The 16,730-nt window shown below is 71.7% G+C and carries 19 protein-coding genes, 1 tRNA gene and 1 riboswitch; of the genes, 13 read left to right on the top strand and 7 right to left on the bottom strand.

The genetic code is table 11. The annotated features are described in order from the left end of the window. Positions 1-65: 65 nt before the first annotated feature. Together WDV06_RS08720 and WDV06_RS08715 are read right to left on the bottom strand one after the other, a co-directional pair. Positions 66-1,322: a PTS transporter subunit EIIC gene (locus WDV06_RS08720; protein WP_366452197.1), complete on the bottom strand. Its 1,257-nt coding sequence runs from the start codon at positions 1,320-1,322 to the stop codon at positions 66-68. Positions 1,323-1,572: 250 nt separating this feature from the next. Beyond that, on the bottom strand, positions 1,573-2,874 hold the full coding sequence (locus WDV06_RS08715) for a PTS transporter subunit EIIC (protein WP_395509059.1): 1,302 nt from the start codon (positions 2,872-2,874) through the stop codon (positions 1,573-1,575). Positions 2,875-3,012: 138 nt separating this feature from the next. On the opposite strand from WDV06_RS08715, the gene WDV06_RS08710 reads away from it, so the two are divergent. The 4 genes from WDV06_RS08710 (at position 3,013) to rdgB (ending at position 5,326) form a co-directional block, all read left to right on the top strand. Further along, positions 3,013-3,324, top strand: a complete 312-nt coding sequence (locus WDV06_RS08710; protein ID WP_395509058.1) for a glucose PTS transporter subunit EIIB — start codon at positions 3,013-3,015, stop codon at positions 3,322-3,324. 133 nt (positions 3,325-3,457) lie between these two features. Further along, positions 3,458-4,192: a ribonuclease PH gene (gene rph, locus WDV06_RS08705; RefSeq protein WP_395509057.1), complete on the top strand. Its 735-nt coding sequence runs from the start codon at positions 3,458-3,460 to the stop codon at positions 4,190-4,192. Between the two features lie 106 nt (positions 4,193-4,298). Continuing rightward, entirely contained in the window at positions 4,299-4,694 is a 396-nt protein-coding gene (locus tag WDV06_RS08700) for a hypothetical protein (protein ID WP_395509056.1), read from the top strand. 29 nt (positions 4,695-4,723) lie between these two features. Next, entirely contained in the window at positions 4,724-5,326 is a 603-nt protein-coding gene (gene rdgB / locus WDV06_RS08695; protein WP_395509055.1) for an RdgB/HAM1 family non-canonical purine NTP pyrophosphatase, read from the top strand. A gap of 65 nt (positions 5,327-5,391) precedes the next feature. Here the strand turns inward: rdgB and WDV06_RS08690 are convergent. Both WDV06_RS08690 and bcp read right to left on the bottom strand, forming a co-directional pair. Continuing rightward, a tRNA-Leu gene (locus WDV06_RS08690) sits at positions 5,392-5,475 on the bottom strand. A 260-nt stretch (positions 5,476-5,735) separates the two neighbouring features. Continuing rightward, positions 5,736-6,203, bottom strand: a complete 468-nt coding sequence (gene bcp, locus WDV06_RS08685; RefSeq protein ID WP_395509054.1) for a thioredoxin-dependent thiol peroxidase — start codon at positions 6,201-6,203, stop codon at positions 5,736-5,738. Positions 6,204-6,309: 106 nt separating this feature from the next. Here bcp and WDV06_RS08680 point away from each other — a divergent pair, with 106 nt between their 5' ends. The 3 genes from WDV06_RS08680 to WDV06_RS08670 all read left to right on the top strand — a co-directional run bounded on the left by WDV06_RS08680 (position 6,310) and on the right by WDV06_RS08670 (position 7,541). Next, complete coding sequence (locus tag WDV06_RS08680) at positions 6,310-6,627, top strand: DUF3618 domain-containing protein (protein ID WP_395509053.1); 318 nt, start codon at positions 6,310-6,312, stop codon at positions 6,625-6,627. A 60-nt stretch (positions 6,628-6,687) separates the two neighbouring features. Beyond that, a complete protein-coding gene (locus WDV06_RS08675) occupies positions 6,688-7,029 on the top strand; it encodes a GroES family chaperonin (RefSeq protein ID WP_079427293.1) in 342 nt (113 codons plus the stop codon). A 70-nt stretch (positions 7,030-7,099) separates the two neighbouring features. Further along, positions 7,100-7,190, top strand: a riboswitch (guanidine-III (ykkC-III) riboswitch). A 30-nt stretch (positions 7,191-7,220) separates the two neighbouring features. Then, positions 7,221-7,541, top strand: coding sequence for a DMT family transporter (locus tag WDV06_RS08670; RefSeq protein ID WP_030158619.1), 321 nt, complete (start codon positions 7,221-7,223; stop codon positions 7,539-7,541). A 12-nt stretch (positions 7,542-7,553) separates the two neighbouring features. On the opposite strand, the gene WDV06_RS08665 is transcribed toward WDV06_RS08670, so the two are convergent. Continuing rightward, positions 7,554-10,007: a transglycosylase domain-containing protein gene (locus tag WDV06_RS08665; RefSeq protein WP_395509052.1), complete on the bottom strand. Its 2,454-nt coding sequence runs from the start codon at positions 10,005-10,007 to the stop codon at positions 7,554-7,556. A 176-nt stretch (positions 10,008-10,183) separates the two neighbouring features. Between WDV06_RS08665 and WDV06_RS08660 the strand changes: the two genes are divergently transcribed. The 5 genes from WDV06_RS08660 (at position 10,184) to WDV06_RS08640 (ending at position 15,184) form a co-directional block, all read left to right on the top strand. Next, a complete protein-coding gene (locus WDV06_RS08660) occupies positions 10,184-10,987 on the top strand; it encodes an ABC transporter permease (RefSeq protein WP_395509051.1) in 804 nt (267 codons plus the stop codon). A 136-nt stretch (positions 10,988-11,123) separates the two neighbouring features. Next, entirely contained in the window at positions 11,124-11,888 is a 765-nt protein-coding gene (locus WDV06_RS08655; RefSeq protein WP_395509084.1) for an ABC transporter permease, read from the top strand. A gap of 2 nt (positions 11,889-11,890) precedes the next feature. After that, positions 11,891-12,853 carry an ABC transporter ATP-binding protein gene (locus tag WDV06_RS08650; RefSeq protein WP_395509050.1) on the top strand — a complete coding sequence of 321 codons (963 nt, stop codon included), beginning with the start codon at positions 11,891-11,893 and terminating at the stop codon, positions 12,851-12,853. 174 nt (positions 12,854-13,027) lie between these two features. Next, positions 13,028-13,768 carry a DUF1707 SHOCT-like domain-containing protein gene (locus WDV06_RS08645; RefSeq protein ID WP_395509049.1) on the top strand — a complete coding sequence of 247 codons (741 nt, stop codon included), beginning with the start codon at positions 13,028-13,030 and terminating at the stop codon, positions 13,766-13,768. Between the two features lie 108 nt (positions 13,769-13,876). Next, complete coding sequence (locus WDV06_RS08640) at positions 13,877-15,184, top strand: DUF445 domain-containing protein (RefSeq protein ID WP_395509048.1); 1,308 nt, start codon at positions 13,877-13,879, stop codon at positions 15,182-15,184. Positions 15,185-15,370: 186 nt separating this feature from the next. Here the strand turns inward: WDV06_RS08640 and WDV06_RS08635 are convergent, their stop codons facing one another. Next, the gene (locus tag WDV06_RS08635) at positions 15,371-15,670 is read right to left on the bottom strand and encodes a hypothetical protein (RefSeq protein ID WP_395509047.1); all 300 of its coding nucleotides are present in this window, start codon (positions 15,668-15,670) and stop codon (positions 15,371-15,373) included. 116 nt (positions 15,671-15,786) lie between these two features. Further along, positions 15,787-15,963 carry a hypothetical protein gene (locus WDV06_RS08630; RefSeq protein ID WP_395509046.1) on the bottom strand — a complete coding sequence of 59 codons (177 nt, stop codon included), beginning with the start codon at positions 15,961-15,963 and terminating at the stop codon, positions 15,787-15,789. A gap of 158 nt (positions 15,964-16,121) precedes the next feature. Between WDV06_RS08630 and WDV06_RS08625 the strand changes: the two genes are divergently transcribed. Beyond that, positions 16,122-16,661, top strand: coding sequence for an N-acetyltransferase (locus tag WDV06_RS08625; RefSeq protein WP_395509045.1), 540 nt, complete (start codon positions 16,122-16,124; stop codon positions 16,659-16,661). The last annotated feature ends 69 nt before the right edge of the window (positions 16,662-16,730 follow it).

Here is a 16,730-nt window from a genome sequence, read left to right as displayed (position 1 = left end):
CGACGGAGCCCCCGCCTCCCTTCCGGGAGAGCGGGGGCTCCGTCGCGTAGTGCCGCCTACGAAATCTACTTGGCCTCGGCCTTCGCCAGCTCGGCCAGCTCCTCGTCGGACTCGCGGCCCGGCGTCGGGAGGTTCCACTTGGTGATCGCGAAGCGGAAGATCACGTAGTAGAGCGCCGCGAAGCAGAGGCCGACGAGCGCCAGGCCGGCCGGGTTCGTGGCCTTGCCCAGGTTGAGCAGGTAGTCGATGGCGCCGGCGGAGAAGCCGAAGCCGTCCTTCATGCCGAGCGCCCAGGTGAGCGCCATGGAGACGCCGGTGAGGACCGCGTGGACGGCGTAGAGCACCGGTGCGATGAACATGAAGGTGAACTCGATGGGCTCGGTCACGCCGGTGACGAACGAGGTCAGCGCGAGGGAGAACATCATGCCGCCGACGACCTTGCGGCGCTCGGGGCGGGCGCAGTGGACGATCGCGAGGCACGCGGCCGGGAGGGCGAACATCATGATCGGGAAGAAGCCGGTCATGAACTGTCCGGCGCTCGGGTCGCCGGCGAGGAAGCGGGCGATGTCGCCGCTCTTGCCGTTGTACTCGCCCGCCTGGAACCACGGGAAGGAGTTGAGCAGGTGGTGCATGCCGACCGCGATCAGACCGCGGTTGGCGACGCCGAAGATGCCCGCGCCGACGGCGCCGGAACCGACGAGCCACTCACCGAAGTTGTGCAGACCGGTGCCGAGGACCGGCCAGATGAGACCGAAGACGATGCCGATCAGCAGGCCGGCGAAGGCCGAGAGGATCGGGACGAGGCGGCGGCCGCCGAAGAAGCCCGCCCACTCGGGCAGCTTGGTCCGGTAGAACTTCTGGTAGATCAGGGCGACCACGAGGCCCATCACGACGCCGCCGAGGACCTTGGCGTCGACCGGGGCCTCGACCATGGCGATCTTCCCGTCGACCACCTTGGCGATCTTCGGGAGGTTGGAGTCGGTGAACGTGGCGAGCACGTTCTTGAAGACCAGGTAGCCGGTGACGGCGGCGAGGGCCGTCGAGCCGTCCGACTTCTTCGCGTAGCCGATCGCGATGCCCACGGCGAACAGCAGCGCCATGTTGTCCAGGATCGCGCCGCCGCCCGCGGACATGTAGCCGGCGATCTTGTTGATGAACTCCGGCATGGAGGCCGAGCCCAGCATGTCCTTGTCGCCGAGACGGACCAGCAGTGCGGCGGCCGGCAGCACCGCGACGGGGAGCATGAGGCTCCGGCCGATGCGCTGCATGACGGCCATCACGCCAGCGCCCTTCTTCTTCTCCGCAGCGGTCGCTGTGGACATGGGCTTCCTCCAGTGGGCAAGGCGCAGCCAGGGGACAGGGGAAAATGGGGTGGCGGCGTCTCGGAAGAGACCACTGGCTGCTCGGCAGCGGCATGGTCTACACCATTAGGTGGTGTAGACCAGTTGTAGCACGGTCGGGGTTAGATAAGGAACCTTCGATTTTGTGTGGCCTACGCCACAGGACGAAGGGCCTCCGGATCGCTGGATCCGAAGGCCCGGGCCTTGTGTCACAAGGCGGTTCGCGCCGGGGTCACGCCTTGGTGTTGTCCGCCTGCATCGCCGCGATCTCCTCGTCCGACTCCCGCCCCGGCGTCGGGATGTCGAACACCGTGATGGCGAAGCGGAACACCGCGTAGTACACGGCCGCGAAGCACAGCCCGATCGGGATGATCAGCCACGGCTTCGTCGCCAGCCCCCAGTTGATGACGTAGTCGATCAGACCCGCCGAGAAGCTGAACCCGTCGTGCACCCCCAGCCCCCACGTCACCGCCATCGACACCCCCGTCAGCAGCGCGTGCACCACGTACAGCATCGGCGCCACGAAGAGGAAGGAGTACTCCAGCGGCTCCGTGATCCCCGTGACGAACGAGGTCAGGGCCACCGACAGCATCAGCCCCCCGACCTCCTTGCGCCGCAGCGGCTTCGCGCAGTGCGTGATGGCCAGCGCCGCCGCCGGCAGCGCGAACATCATGATCGGGAAGAACCCGCTCAGGAACAGCCCCGCATGCGGGTCGCCGGCCAGGAACATGTTGATGTCCCCGTGCTTCACCACCCCGTCCGGCGTCGTGAAGGAACCGAACTGGAACCACACCGGTACGTTCAGGAACTGGTGCAGCCCGATCACCAGGAGCGCCCGGTTCGCCACGCCGAAGATCCCCCCGCCCAACGAGCCCAGGCCGATCAGCCAGTCCGAGAAGCGCTCCAGCGCGTCACCCACCGGCGGCCAGATCCACAGGCACACCACCGCGAACGCGATCGCCACGAACGACATGATGATCGGGACGAGCCGGCGCCCGTTGAAGAAGCCCAGCCAGTCCACCAGCTTCACCCGGTGGTACCGCTGCCAGAACCACGCGGCCAGCAGCCCCATCACGATCCCGCCGAACACCCCCGGGTTCTGGTACGTGTACCCCGCGAAGGTGTCCGTCGGGGTCAGGCACCCGCCCCCGATGTCCCTCGTCCCCACCGGACACGCCTTCGGGAACGCGTGCAGCACCCCCCGGTAGACGAGGAACCCCGCCACCGCCGCCAGGGCGGTCGACCCGTCCGCCTTCTTGGCCATGCCGATCGCCACACCCACGCAGAACAGCAGCGGCAGCCCCAGATCCGGGTCGAGCAGCGCCCCGCCCGCCCCCGCCATCACCCTCGCCACCGACGTCCAGTCCAGGCCGTCCTTGCCGAACACGTCCGGCTGCCCCAGCCGGTTGAGGATGCCCGCGGCCGGCAGTACCGCGATCGGCAGCTGGAGACTGCGCCCCATCTTCTGCAGCCCCGGGTACAGGCCGCTCCACCACTTCGGCCGGGGTGCCGCCTTGGCACTGCTCGCGCTCATCCGCGTCCTCCGTGGGCCGGCCCGTTTTGGCGGTCGCAGTACGTGCGGCACACTGGTGTAGACCAGTTGTGGGCAGGCTGCTGCTGATCGTCATCATTCGGCAGACGCCTCGCTCGTGCTCGCGTAGATAGGCCAACCGTGAGCTACCGTGACGAAGCGGGCGCGGCTGGTCACGGCCGCCGAGACTCGTTCTTCGCCACACTCAGGGAGAAACACATGGCCACCAAGGCTGAGAAGATCGTCGCCGGGCTCGGCGGGATCGAGAACATCGAAGAGGTCGAGGGCTGCATCACCCGCCTGCGCACCGAGGTCCTCAACCCCGACCTGGTCGACGAGGCCGCCCTGAAGGCCGCCGGCGCCCACGGCGTCGTCAGGATGGGCACCGCCGTCCAGGTCGTCATCGGCACCGACGCCGACCCGATCGCCGGCGAAATCGAAGACATGATGTGAACCGCCCCCGCGGAGCATGACCAGGACCCCGTACCGGCCCGACCGGACGGGGTCCACCCGTACCCCCCGCCCGCCCCCCCCACTGCCCGCACCCGACCCCCGGCCCGCGCCCCCAGCGACTAGGCTCACCACCATGTCTCGCATCGACGGCCGCACGCCCGAACAGCTCCGCCCGGTCACCATCGAACGCGGATGGAGCAAGCACGCCGAGGGCTCCGTCCTCATCTCCTTCGGAGACACCAAGGTCTTCTGCACCGCCTCCTTCACCGAAGGCGTCCCGCGCTGGCGCAAGGGCAGCGGCGAAGGCTGGGTCACCTCCGAGTACTCGATGCTCCCCCGATCCACCAACACCCGCGGCGACCGCGAATCCGTCCGCGGCAAGATCGGCGGCCGCACCCACGAGATCTCCCGCCTCATCGGCCGCTCGCTGCGCGCCGTCATCGACTACAAGGCGCTCGGCGAGAACACCATCGTCCTCGACTGCGACGTCCTCCAGGCCGACGGCGGCACCCGCACCGCCGCCATCACCGGCGCCTACGTCGCCCTCGCCGACGCCGTCGCCTGGGGCCAGAGGAAGAAGCTGATCAAGGCCGGCCGCAAGCCCCTCACCGGCACCGTCGCCGCCGTCAGCGTCGGCATCGTCGACGGCGTCCCCCTCCTCGACCTCTGCTACGAGGAGGACGTCCGCGCCGAGACCGACATGAACGTCGTCTGCACCGGCGACGGCCGCTTCGTCGAGGTCCAGGGCACCGCCGAGGGCGAGCCCTTCGACCGCAAGGAGCTCAACGCCCTCCTCGACCTCGCCGCCGGCGGCTGCGCCGACCTCGAAGCGCTCCAGCTCGGCGCCCTGGAGCTCCAGCTCCCGTAAGGCCCCTCCGGCAACCGCGCGCGGCGGGCCCGCGTCTTCCCCGGTACGGGCGCACGGTCACACGGCCGCGCGCCCGTACCCGTACCCACACCCCCGGGGGGACCGCATGAACCTCACCCAGCCCAAGCTCCGCATGGCCGCCGCGGTCCTCGCCGCCACCCTGGCCGTGCCGGCCCTCACCTCCTGCGACGCCCTCTCCACCGCGATGGACTGCGCCAACACGGCGGTGGCCATAGCCAACAGCGTCGACAACCTCCAGCAGGCCGTCTCCAACGCCGGCAACAGCGTCCAGGACACCCAGAACGCGCTGAACCAGATCGACACGGACCTGAAGAAGATCAAGGACCAGACGGGCAACGCCGACCTCGGCAAGGCCGTCGACTCCATGAGCACGGCCGTCAGGAACGTCCGCACCTCCATCGAGCAGGGCAACGCCGCCCCCGACATCAAGCCGGTCGCGGACGCGGCGGCGGAGATCTCCAAGGTCTGCACCCCGGGCTGACGGCCGGGACCCACCGCGATAATGGCGGTATGACCCGCCTGATCCTCGCCACCCGCAACGCGGGCAAAGTCACCGAACTCCGCGCCATCCTGTCCGACGCCGGCCTGCCGCACGAACTGGTCGGCGCGGACGCCTACCCGGAGGTCCCCGACGTCAAGGAAACCGGCGTCACCTTCGCCGAGAACGCCCTCCTCAAGGCCCACGCCCTGGCACGGGCCACCGGGTACCCCGCCATCGCGGACGACTCGGGCCTGTGCGTCGACGTCCTGGGCGGGGCCCCCGGCATTTTCTCGGCCCGCTGGGCCGGCGCCCACGGCGACGACCGGGCGAACCTCGAACTCCTCCTGAACCAGCTCGGCGACATCGCCGACGGCCACCGCGGCGCCCACTTCTTCTGCGCGGCCGCCCTCGCCCTCCCCGACGGCACCGAACGCGTCGTCGAGGGCCGCCTCCTGGGCACCCTCCGCCACGCCCCGGCGGGCGGCGGCGGCTTCGGCTACGACCCGATCCTCCAGCCGCTGAACGAGACCCGCACCTGCGCGGAACTCACCCCGGCGGAGAAGAACGCCATCTCCCACCGCGGCCAGGCCTTCCGCGCCCTGATCCCGGTCCTGCGCGAACTCCTGGGCTGACGGGGCCGGCCCCCGCAGAGCCCGAAGGCCCCGTACGCGGCTGCGTACGGGGCCTTCGGCGTGCGTGCGGTTGGGGGGACTCGAACCCCCACGGGTTTTACCCCACTGGGACCTAAACCCAGCGTGACTGCCAATTCCACCACAACCGCGACAGTTTGAGCAATTCGGACATTGCCCTTGAGTGGCTCCGCTCAGTCTACGGCGGCGGGTGCCTGAAGGGCGACAGGGTCCCGGCGCCGCTTTCGACGCCACGTGCCGGCGGGGGAGTGGCAAGTGGGGCGCAGGCAGCGGAGGTTCTCGCACCGGTTGTCGCGGCGACCCGCGTGCCACCGGCGCCCGGTCGTTGCGTCCGACGCGCGGAACGGCCCGCGCCGGGAGGTGCGGGCCGTTCCGTGGAGGCGGGGCGGGGTCAGATGCCCAGGTCCTTGATGATCTTCGCTACGTGACCCGTCGCCTTGACGTTGTAGAAGGCGTGTTCGACCTTGCCCTCCTCGTCCACGACCACCGTGGAGCGGATGACGCCGGTCACCGTCTTGCCGTACAGCTTCTTCTCGCCGAAGGCCCCGTACGCCGCCAGGACCTCCTTCTGCGGGTCGCCGACCAGGGTGACCTTCAGGTGCTCCTGCTCGCGGAACTTCGCGAGCTTCTCCGGCTTGTCCGGGGAGACGCCGATGACGTCGTAGCCGGCCGCGGCCAGGACGTCCAGGTTGTCCGTGAAGTCGCAGGCCTGCTTGGTGCAGCCGGGGGTCAGGGCCGCCGGGTAGAAGTAGACGATGACCTTGCGCCCCTTGTGGTCGGCGAGCGAGACCTCGTTGCCGTCCGCGTCGGGCAGGGTGAAGGCGGGGGCGGTGTCGCCCGGCTGGAGTCGCTCGCTCATGTCGACAGTCTCCTCGTGAAGGCAGCGGTACGCCACGAGACTAAGCTGACAGCCTGTTCATGGGGGACCACGCCCCACACGACGACACGACGACGGAGGCAGCGCGGTGCCGGAAGCCAGGACCCCCGCACAGATCGAGGCGGACATCGTCCGCCGCCGCGAGCAGCTCGCCGAGACGCTCGACGAGATCGGCGTGCGCATGCATCCGCAGACGATCATCGGGGACGCGAAGGCCAGGGTCGCCTCGACGGTCGACCACACCGCCGGGCGCGCCGTCGCGGCCGTGAACCGGCTGATCACGGATGTGAAGGACAGCCTGAGGCACGAGGACGGCGCTCCGCGCTTCGAGCGGATCGCCCCCGTCGCGCTGGTCGCGGCCGGCGTGGTCGGGCTGGTCGTGGTCTCCTTGCGCCGCAAGCGGTGAGGCCCGCGTGATGACGACCCTCGGGAGCGCGCGGCGCGCGGCGGCAGGTAGGTTCGTGGCGTGAGCGAGAACACCACCCACGACAAGCTGCCCATCCGCATGCTCCACGACCGCGTGCTCGTGAAGTCCGACACCCCCGAGGGCGAGCGGCGCTCGGGCGGCGGGATCCTGATCCCGGCGACGGCCGCGGTCGGCAAGCGGCTCGCCTGGGCCGAGGTGGTCGCGGTCGGGCAGAACGTACGGAGCGTGGAGCCCGGCGACCGCGTGCTGTACGACCCCGAGGACCGCGCCGAGGTCGAGGTGCGCGGGGCGACGTACGTGCTGATGCGCGAGCGGGACCTGCACGCCGTGGCGGCGGAGCGGCTGGAGGGGTCGAAGGACTCGACCGGGCTGTACCTCTGACGGAGCCGGTACTCAGGGACGGGAAAGGGCTGGTGACCGGGGTCACCGGCCCTTTTGCGCGCCCTTTGCTACGGTGGTGGGGAACCGCCCCGACGAGACGCGCCGTACCGGGCTGCTGGTCGGCCGATCGGCCGATCGGCTCGACGCAAAGACGACGCACCCCCGTTCGCTCTCGTCCCGGAGGTGCCGTCATGGCCTGGGTTCTTCTTCTCGTCGCCGGTCTGCTCGAAGTCGGCTGGTCGATCGGCATGAAGTTCACGGAGGGCTTCACCCGGCTGTGGCCGTCCGTGTTCACCGGTGCCGGGATCGTCGCCAGCATGGTGCTGCTGTCCTACGCGGCCAAGACCCTGCCGATCGGTACGGCGTACGGCGTGTGGGTGGGCATCGGCGCGGCCGGTGCGGCGGTGCTCGGCATGGCGGTGTTGGGGGAGCCCGTCACCGCCGCCCGGATCTTCTTCATCTGTCTGCTGCTGGTCGCCGTGGTGGGGCTGAAGGCCACTTCCGGGCACTGACGGCCGTCCCGGTCATTCGAGGAACACCGACGGCGGGCGGCGGCGCGGGGTGAGGCCGCCGCCGGTGTTCTGGCCGCCGGTGGTGTCGCCGCCCGTGGTCTGGCCGCCGTTGTTCTGGCCCCCGGTGGTCTGGCCGCCGTTCGTCTGGCCCCCGGTGTTCTGGCCGCCGTTCGTCTCGCCGCCCGTGTTCTGGCCGCCGTTCGTCTGGCCGCCGTTGTTCTGGCCCCCCTGGTTCTGCCCGCCGTTGTTCTGGCCGCCCTGGTTCTGCCCGCCGTTCGTGCGGCCGCCGTCCGGCGGGGTCGGCGGGTTGGGCTGCCCGCTCTGGTCCGGGAGCCACGGCGGGCGGCTGCCCTGCGGCTGCTGCGGGGAACTGGGCTGGACCGGCGGCAGGGGCGGGGCCGCGCCCGGCTGGAGGTCCAGGTCGAAGTCCTGCGGCTCGGTGCCCTCCAGGGCCTTCTTCGTGTACGCCGCCCAGATCCGCGCGGGATAGCCGCCGCCTCCGAGGCGGGGCTCGCCCAGGGCCCCGTACAGGGACTGGAGGGTGCCCGTGTCCGGGTCCTGGCCCATGATCGAGACGACCGTCACCAGGTCCGGGGTGTACGCGGCGAACCAGGCGGCCCGGTCGAGCTCGGCGGTGCCGGTCTTGCCGGCCGCCGGGTGGCCGGCCGCGAGGGCCTCCGTACCGGTGCCGTTGTCCACGACGCTGGCCAGCATGGACGTGGTCGTGTCGGCCGCCTCCCGGGAGACGGCCTGCTGCGGGGTGCGGTCGGGCAGGCGCAGGTCGTGGTCCTCCTTGCTGACCTTCTCCACGAGGGTGTACGGGGTGCGCTTGCCGTGGTCGGCGAGGGTGGCGTAGGCCTGGGCCATGTCCAGCACGCTGGCCTGCATGGTGCCCAGCGCCATGGCCGGGACGGCGTCGAAGTTCGGGGTGTCCTCGGGGATACCGAGGTCGATCGCGGTCTGCTTGACCTTCGCGGTGCCGACGTCGACGACCATCTGGGCGAAGACGGTGTTCACGGAGAGGTCGGTGGCGGTGTTGACGGTGATCGGCCCGTACGACTGCTGGCCCTCGTTCTCGGGGGCGTAGGGGATGCGGCTGCCGATCACGCGGCGCCGGTTGTCGCCGTTGTAGACGGTGTTCGGGGTGATCCGCCGGCCGTCCTGCGTGCGCGAGTCGTTCTCGACGGCGGAGGCGAAGACGAACGGCTTGAAGGTGGAGGCCACCTGGTAGTCGTGCCGGGTCGCGTTGTTGACGTACTGCTTGGTGTAGTCGATGCCGCCGTACAGGGCGACGACCTTGCCGGTGGCCGGGTCGATGGAGGCCCCGCCGGCCCGCACGACCCGGTCCGCCGGGCGGCCCGCCGGGTCGAGCTTGTCGACCATCTGCTTCTGGACGGCGTCGACGAAGGCCTTCTCGCGGCGTTTGTCGATGGTGGTGGTGATCCGGTAGCCGCCCTCGGCGAGGGTCTTCTCGTCGAGGATCCCGTTGTCGCCGAGGTAGTCCTTGACGGCCTCCACCAGGTAGCCGCGCTGGCCGGACAGTCCCGCGGCGGGGCGCACCTTGCCCGGCTCGGGGAAGGTGGCCGCGGCCCGCCCCTGGGGGGTCATCCACTTCTTCTTGACCATGCCGTCGAGCACGTAGTTCCAGCGGGCGAGGGCGCGGTCGCGGCTCTGGGGGTGCGAGACGACGTCGAAGGCGCTGGGGGAGTTGAGGAGGGTGGCCAGGTAGGCGCCCTCGGAGGTGGTGAGCTTGTTGACGTCCTTGCCGTAGTAGGCCTGGGCGGCGGCCTGGATGCCGTAGGCGTTGCGGCCGAAGTAGCTGGTGTTCAGGTAGCCCTCAAGGATGTAGTCCTTCGACTTCTCGCGTCCGAGTTTGATCGCGATGAAGAACTCCTTGACCTTGCGTTTGATCGTCTGTTCCTGGCCCAGGTAGTAGTTCTTGACGTACTGCTGGGTGATGGTGGAGCCCGACTGCGTGCCCTTGCCGGTGGCGGTGTTCCAGGCGGCGCGGACCATCGCCTTGGGGTCCACCGCCCGTTCGGAGTAGAAGTCCCGGTCCTCGGCGGCCAGTACGGCTTCCTGGACGCTCCGGGGGACCTGCGACAGCGGGACGTTGACGCGGTTGACCTCGCCGTCGCGGGCGAGCGGGGATCCGTCGGAGTAGAGGAACACGTTGGACTGGGCGGTGGCGGCGGCGTTGGCCGGGGGGATGTCGACCAGCAGGTAGCCGGCGACGAGGGCGCCGCCGATCAGCAGGAGGAGCAGCAGGATCCCGCCCAGCACCATCCGCCAGGTGGGGACGAGGCGCCGCCATCCGGTGCGCTTGCGCCCGTTCCTCCCGCCCTTGGGCCCGCCGCCGCCCTTGGGCCCGCCGCCGTCCTTGCCGCGGGGAGGAGGGCCGCCCCCGGGCCGGGGGGTGTCCGGATCGCGAGGGGTCCAGCCCTGGGGCGGTGACTGGTCGCTCATCTCCGGGACTCCTCGTGACCGTGTGAATTAACCACATTTGTACCTCATGGGGACTGCCCGACGGCCGCTGGCTCCGCTCCGGTCGGGCAGGAAAAAAGGTCGCGCGGCCCGCCCCCGCGCACTAGGCTCGCGCGCTTTGGCCGACGTAGGAACGACGTGGGAAACGGAGGGATACGGTGCGTCTCTATCTCGCCGTCGCGGCGGGCGGGTTCCGGCGCTACGCGGCCTACGGAACGGCGACGGCCGCCGGGGTCTTCACGAACACCGTGTTCGGCTTCATCGTGGCGTACACGTACGTCGCCCTGTGGGACGAGCGTCCCCACCTCGGCGGATACGACCAGGCCCAGGCCCTCACCTTCGTCTGGGTCAGCCAGTCCCTGCTGGCGGCCGGCTCGTTGATCGGCGGCGGCTTCCAGGAGGAACTCCAGGAACGCATCCGCACGGGTGACATCGCCGTCGACCTGTACCGCCCGGCCGACCTCCAGGGCTGGTGGCTCGCGGCCGACCTCGGCCGGGCGGGCTTCCAGCTGCTGGGGCGCGGGCTGCTGCCGCTGGCGGCGGGGGCGTGCGCGTTCACCCTCGCGCTGCCGTCCGATCCGCTGCGCTGGCTGCTGTTCCTGCTGTCGGTCGGGCTCGGGCTGGTGGTCGGGTTCGGGGTGCGGTACCTGCTGGCGCTGGCCGCGTTCTGGCTGCTGGACGGCGGGGGCGTGAACCTGATGGCCACCGTCGTGACCGTCTTCTTCTCCGGCATGCTGCTGCCGCTGACCGTCTTCCCCGGCGGTTTCGGGGAGTTGGTGCGGCTGCTGCCCTGGTCGGCGATGCTCCAGGTCCCGCTGGACGTGCTGCTCGGCACCCACGCCGGATCCGGCGGCGCCGTGCGGGCGCTGGGCTTCCAGGCCGTGTGGGCGCTGGTCCTGCTGGGCGCGGGGCGGCTGGTGCAGTCGGCGGCGACCCGGAAGGTGGTGGTCCAGGGTGGCTGAGGCGACGGCGGACCGTGCGGACGCGGCGGAGTACGGGACGGGTGCGGCCTCGCCGGGCGCGTGGCCGTACGAGGCCGGGGCGGGCCCCGGCGGCCGGTTGCGCGAGGGGCTGCGCGGGTACGGGCTGATCGTCGGGATGTGGATCCGCTCGACGATGACGTACCGGGCCTCGTTCCTGCTGGCCACCGTCGGGAACGCGGCGATCACGGTCCTCGACTTCGTCGCGATCGCCATCATGTTCTCCCACGTCGAGGCGCTCGGCGGCTTCACCCTGCCCGAGGTCGCCCTGCTCTACGGGACCTGCTCGGCCTCCCTGGGGCTGGCGGACCTCCTCCTCGGCAACACCGAGCGGGTCGGCGCGCGGATCCGTGACGGCTCCCTCGACACCATGCTGGTGCGCCCCGTCCCGCTGCTCGCGCAGGTCGCCGCCGACCGGTTCGCGCTGCGCCGGCTCGGCCGGATCGCGCAGGGGCTGGGGGTGCTGGGCTGGGCGGTCTCGGTGCTGGACGTGCAGTGGACGCCGGGCAAGGTGGTGCTGGTGCCGGTCATGGTGGTGGCCGGCGCGGGGATCTTCGGTGGGGTGCTGGTGGCCGGAGCGGCCTTCCAGTTCGCCGCCGGTGACGCGGCCGAGGTGCAGAACTCCTTCACGTACGGGGGCTGCACCATGCTCCAGTACCCGCCGTCGGTGTTCGCGAAGGAGCTGCTGCGCGGCGTGACCTTCGTCGTCCCGCTGGCCTTCGTCAACTGGCTGCCCGCGCTGCACGTGCTGGGGCGGCCCGATCCGCTGGGGCTGCCGGGGTGGGTCGCGTACCTGAGCCCGGTGGTGGCCTTCGCGGTGTTCCTGCCCGCGTCGCTGGCGTGGCGCGCGGGGGTCCGTTCGTACCGAAGCACGGGGAGCTAGTCGTGTCCGATGCCCTCATCTCTGTCGAGGCGGTCGAGAAGGTCTTCGAAGTACGGCGGCGGACGGGACTGATGCGCCGGGAGAAACGCCAGGTCAGGGCGGTGGACGGGATCGGTTTCGAGATCGCGCGGGGCGAGGTCGTCGGCTACATCGGGCCCAACGGCGCCGGGAAGTCCACCACGATCAAGATGCTGACCGGCATCCTCACCCCGAGCGGCGGCCGGCTGCGCGTGGCGGGCATCGACCCCGCGCGGGAGCGGATGCGGCTCGCGCACCGGATCGGGGTGGTGTTCGGGCAGCGCACCACCCTGTGGTGGGACCTCCCGCTGAAGGACTCGTACGGGCTGATGCGCCGGATGTACCGGATCCCGGAGGCCCGCTTCCGGGAGAACCTGGACCGCTGCGTGGACCGCCTGGACCTGGCCGCCTTGCTGGACGTCCCGGTGCGGCAGCTCTCGCTGGGCCAGCGGATGCGCGGGGACATCGCGGCCGCGCTGCTGCACGACCCGGAGGTGCTGTACCTGGACGAGCCGACGATCGGTCTGGACGTGGTCAGCAAGGCGCGGGTGCGGGGCTTTCTGCGGCAGCTGAACGAGGAGCTCGGGACGACGGTGCTGCTCACCACGCACGACCTCCAGGACATCGAGCAGCTGTGCGAGCGGGTGATGGTGATCGACCACGGCCGGCTGATGTACGACGGTGCGCTGGGCGGGCTGCACGCGCTGGGGGACGGCGGCGAGCGGACGCTGGTGGTGGACCTGGAGCGGGAGCTCCCGCCGCTGGAGGTGGCGGGGGCACGGGTCGTACGGGTGGAGGGGCAGCGGCAGTGGCTGGCCTTCCCGGCCCGCGAGTCGGCGGCGCCGCTGGTGGCGGCGGTGGCGTCGCGGTACCCGCTGCTGGACCTGTCGGTGCGGGAGCCGGACATCGAGGACGTGATCGCGCGGATGTACGCGGGGAGGGCGTAGGGGGCCGGGGGCCGGGTGCCGGGTGCCGGCTGTCGGGGGTCTGGGGTCGGGCGTCGGGCGTCGGGGGTCCGGGGTCCCCCGTCCGGGACCAGGGGGAAATCAGGGGCGGAGTCGGGGTCCTCCCCGGGGTCCGGGCCGTTCTGCCGGGGGCCTTCCGCGCCTAGTGTGGCCCGCATGAGCGATGAGCGCCCGGAGCAGGCGACGCCCGAGAAGACATCCCTGGAGAAGGCCCCCCGGCAGAGCGCCGGCGAGGGCGCGGCGGCCCCGTCCCTGCGGGCGTCGGACGCCGACCGAGAGCGCGTGGTCGAGCGCCTGCGCGACGCCGTCGCCGAGGGCCGGATCGACATGGAGGAGTTCGAGGAGCGGCTGGAAGCGGCGTACAAGTCCCGCACGTACGCGGAACTCGAACCCCTGACCCGGGACCTCCCGGCCCCCGAGCCGGGCCCGGTCTCCCGGTACTCCGCCGCGCCCGCCTCCTCCTGGCAGTCCCGGATCGGCGGGATGGCCGGCTCGTCCTCGGCGGTCGCGGTCATGTCCGGGTTCCAGCGCAAGGGGCGCTGGACGGTGCCCGCGCAGTTCAACGCCGTGGCCTTCTGGGGCGGCGGGGAGCTCGACCTGCGCGAGGCCGACTTCGCGGCGCGCGAGGTCGTCATCACGTGCGTGGCCATCATGGGCGGCATCGAGATCACGGTCCCGCCGGGCATCGAGGTCGACGTACGGGGCATCGGCATCATGGGGGGCTTCGACCAGGGAAGGTCCCTGGAGAACCGTCCGGAACCGGGCGCGCCGCGGGTGGTCGTGAACGGCCTCGCCTTCTGGGGCGGGGTGGCGGTCAAGGTCAAGCAGCCGAAGCCGCCGAAGGAGCTCAAGGGCGACAGGAAGCCGGTCGGCGGCGAGCTCCGCAAGGAGCTCTAGCGGGACCCGGTCGGCGGTGGTCAGCGGCGCGCCGGGAACTCCACGGCCCTCCCGGGAGTCGGATGCTATGCAGACAAAACCGGCCATCGGGGGAAGGCAGGAGCACACATGAAGGAACCGGGACCGGCTGCGGCGCCGCCCGCCCGCGGCACGTTCGCCTTCAGCGAGGCGGACGAGGAGCGGCGGCGCGGCGTCCGCCGGATGAAGACCACGGCGACGGGCCTGCTGATCGGCGTCGCCGTCGTCTACGTCCTGGCCACATGCGCCCGCCAGGCCTGGGGCGCGGGCGGCTGGGCCGGGTACGTCGCCGCCGCGGCGGAGGCCGGCATGGTCGGCGCCCTCGCGGACTGGTTCGCGGTGACGGCCCTCTTCCGCCGCCCCCTCGGGCTGCCCATCCCCCACACGGCGATCATCCCCACCAAGAAGGACCAGCTGGGGGTCTCCCTGGGGGAGTTCGTGGGCGAGAACTTCCTCTCCGCCGATGTCGTACGGGCCCGGCTGCACGCCCTCGGCATCGGCGGCCGGCTTGGCGCCTGGCTGGCGGAGCCCGAGCACGCCGACCGGGTGACGGCCGAAGCGGCCACCGCGCTGCGCGGCGCCCTGACCGTGCTGCGCGACGCCGACGTCCAGGCCGTGGTGGGTGAGGCGATCACGCGGCGGGCGGAGGCGGCCGAGATCGCACCGGGGATCGGCAAGACCCTGGAGCGCGTCGTCGCCGACGGAGGCCACCGCCGCGCCGTCGACCTGGTCTGCGCCAAGGCCCACGACTGGCTCGTCACCCACGGGGACTCCGTCGTGGACGCGGTCCAGGGCGGCGCGCCCGGCTGGACCCCGCGCTTCGTCGACCGCAAGGTCGGGGACCGGGTGTACAAGGAGTTGCTGCGCTTCGTCACGGAGATGCGCGACATGCCCGGCCATCCGGCGCGCGGGGCGGTGGACCGTTTCCTGGCGGACTTCGCGGCGGACCTCCAGTCGGACACGGAGACGCGGGCGCGGGTGGAGCGGCTGAAGTCCGAGGTCCTGGCCAGGGGGGAGGTCCAGGACGTGATCGCGTCGGTGTGGACGGCGGTCCGCTCGATGATCATCTCGGCGGCGGAGGACGAGCGCAGCGAGCTGCGCCTGCGCGTCCGCTCGTCCCTGATGTCGCTGGGCGCCCGGCTGGCGACGGACGCCCGGCTGCAGGCCAAGGTGGAGGGGTGGATCGAGGGCGCGCTGGTATACGTCGTCACCACGTACCGCGCGGAGATCACCTCGCTGATCACGGACACGGTGGCGGCCTGGGACGCGGAACACACCTCCCGCAAGATCGAGGCCCACATCGGCCGCGACCTCCAGTTCATCCGCATCAACGGCACGGTGGTGGGCGCCTTGGCGGGCCTGCTGATCTACTCGGTCTCGCGGGCGCTGGGGGGTTAGGGCGGGGCGGTGGAGTCCCGCCGCCTGCCCCGTGGCGCCTGGCGCGCGCTCCAGACGCCGCGGGGCCGCCCTCCGGGCGACGGCGGGACGTTCCCTGTACGGCTCGCGACCGACCGTCGAGCCCCACTCCGGTCCGTCCCCCCGAGGGCGTCCCGCAGCCCGCCGGAGGCCCTCGGGGAACCGGGGTCAGCCTCGGTCGGCCACCGCCCACGCCGTCGCCGCCACGACGCCCGCCGCGCCGACGACGGCCGGCCACGCGCCGACCTTCTTCGCCAGCGGGTGCGCTCCCGCGAAGCCCGCCAGGTACAGCGCCCCCAGGCCGGCCGCCGCGGGGACCCCGCCGCGGCGGTGCCACTCCCGGCCGGCGACGATCCCGGCGGCGCCCAGCACCACACCGCCCAGGGGCCGCTTCTTCGTCCAGCGGGCGACGGCGTAGCCGCCGATCAGCCCGGCTGCCGCCACCGCGGAACTCGGTACCCGCGCCATGTGGAACTCCTCGTCGTGTCATGCGTACCGCGTACGGACGCGCGAACAGGCCAATATCGTGCAATGAGCCGTTGGAACCGTTCGAGCCGTTCGAAAGGTTCGAACCGTCCACGAGGCTAACGCGGGCGCCTGGAACCCCGGCGGACCCCCACCGCCCCGAGCGCGAGCACCGCCCCGCCGACCACGGCGTGGGGCACCGCCTCCCGCAGTCCGCGCGGCAGCAGCGCCACGGTCCCGAGGACGAGCAGGAAGGCGAGCGCGCACCGTCCCACCGCCCGCAGCAGTCTGTCCACGGCTGCTCAACGCCCGGCGCCGCCCCGCGACACGCCCACCCGGCGGCCGATTTGTCGGCACACGCCGGGTTCCTCCTATCCGTGGGGTTCGGGTCCTCCCTGGCCTACTTTCGGTCCACCACCCCACTCCCGCCTCCCCCCGCCCACCGGAGCCGCTCGTGATCTCCTACGGCCGCACCGTCCTCGACCTGGCCGACGAACTCGTGGACGCCTACGCCGACGTCTTCTCCGCCCCGCCCTGGAACGAAGACGCAGAAACCATTCGCCAGTTCGCCGACCGCCTCCAGGCCGACGTGCGGCGCCCGGGCTTCCGTACCGCCTTCGCCCAGTCCCCCGCCGGCGTCGACGGCTTCGCCACGGCGTGGCTGACCCAGGCCCCCCTCCCCGAAGGCCGCGGCTATCCCCAGGTCGCCGCACAACTCGGCCGGGACCGGGTGCGCGATCTGCTGATCGGGGCCCTGGAGATAGACGAACTGGCCGTACGGGCCTACGCGCGCGGCGCCGGAACCGGCCGGGCCCTCCTCGGCGAGATCACCGCGGACGCCCCGCAGCACCGGGCCTGGCTCCTCACCTCCCGCCTGGCCGAGGACACCGTCGCCACCTACCACCGCCTGGGCTGGCACGAGGTCCCCGCGCTCCCCGGCACCGAAACGAACGTGGTCGTCTTCCTCTCCCCAAACCACCCGGGCCACCCCTGACCCCCCCGGGCCCCGCGGCCGGGGCCGGGGCCGGGGCCCTGAACCCTCCCGGCCCCCGAACCACCGGGG

Source organism: Streptomyces racemochromogenes (genome assembly GCF_044129415.1).
Lineage (GTDB): Bacteria > Actinomycetota > Actinomycetes > Streptomycetales > Streptomycetaceae > Streptomyces > Streptomyces racemochromogenes_A.
The sequence above is the reverse complement of the archived record's forward strand: the minus strand, read 5'-3'. Positions and strand labels throughout refer to the sequence as shown.

Bases quoted from the DNA above. Each gene is read 5' to 3' on its own strand.
- WDV06_RS08720 (WP_366452197.1), bottom strand. From the start codon at position 1,322: ATGTCCACAGCGACCGCTGCGGAGAAGAAGAAGGGCGCTGGCGTGATG.
- WDV06_RS08715 (WP_395509059.1), bottom strand. From the start codon at position 2,874: ATGAGCGCGAGCAGTGCCAAGGCGGCACCCCGGCCGAAGTGGTGGAGC.
- rph (WP_395509057.1), top strand. From the start codon at position 3,458: ATGTCTCGCATCGACGGCCGCACGCCCGAACAGCTCCGCCCGGTCACC.
- WDV06_RS08700 (WP_395509056.1), top strand. From the start codon at position 4,299: ATGAACCTCACCCAGCCCAAGCTCCGCATGGCCGCCGCGGTCCTCGCC.
- rdgB (WP_395509055.1), top strand. From the start codon at position 4,724: ATGACCCGCCTGATCCTCGCCACCCGCAACGCGGGCAAAGTCACCGAA.
- bcp (WP_395509054.1), bottom strand. From the start codon at position 6,203: ATGAGCGAGCGACTCCAGCCGGGCGACACCGCCCCCGCCTTCACCCTG.
- WDV06_RS08670 (WP_030158619.1), top strand. From the start codon at position 7,221: ATGGCCTGGGTTCTTCTTCTCGTCGCCGGTCTGCTCGAAGTCGGCTGG.
- WDV06_RS08665 (WP_395509052.1), bottom strand. From the start codon at position 10,007: ATGAGCGACCAGTCACCGCCCCAGGGCTGGACCCCTCGCGATCCGGAC.
- WDV06_RS08655 (WP_395509084.1), top strand. From the start codon at position 11,124: ATGTGGATCCGCTCGACGATGACGTACCGGGCCTCGTTCCTGCTGGCC.
- WDV06_RS08645 (WP_395509049.1), top strand. From the start codon at position 13,028: ATGAGCGATGAGCGCCCGGAGCAGGCGACGCCCGAGAAGACATCCCTG.
- WDV06_RS08640 (WP_395509048.1), top strand. From the start codon at position 13,877: ATGAAGGAACCGGGACCGGCTGCGGCGCCGCCCGCCCGCGGCACGTTC.
- WDV06_RS08635 (WP_395509047.1), bottom strand. From the start codon at position 15,670: ATGGCGCGGGTACCGAGTTCCGCGGTGGCGGCAGCCGGGCTGATCGGC.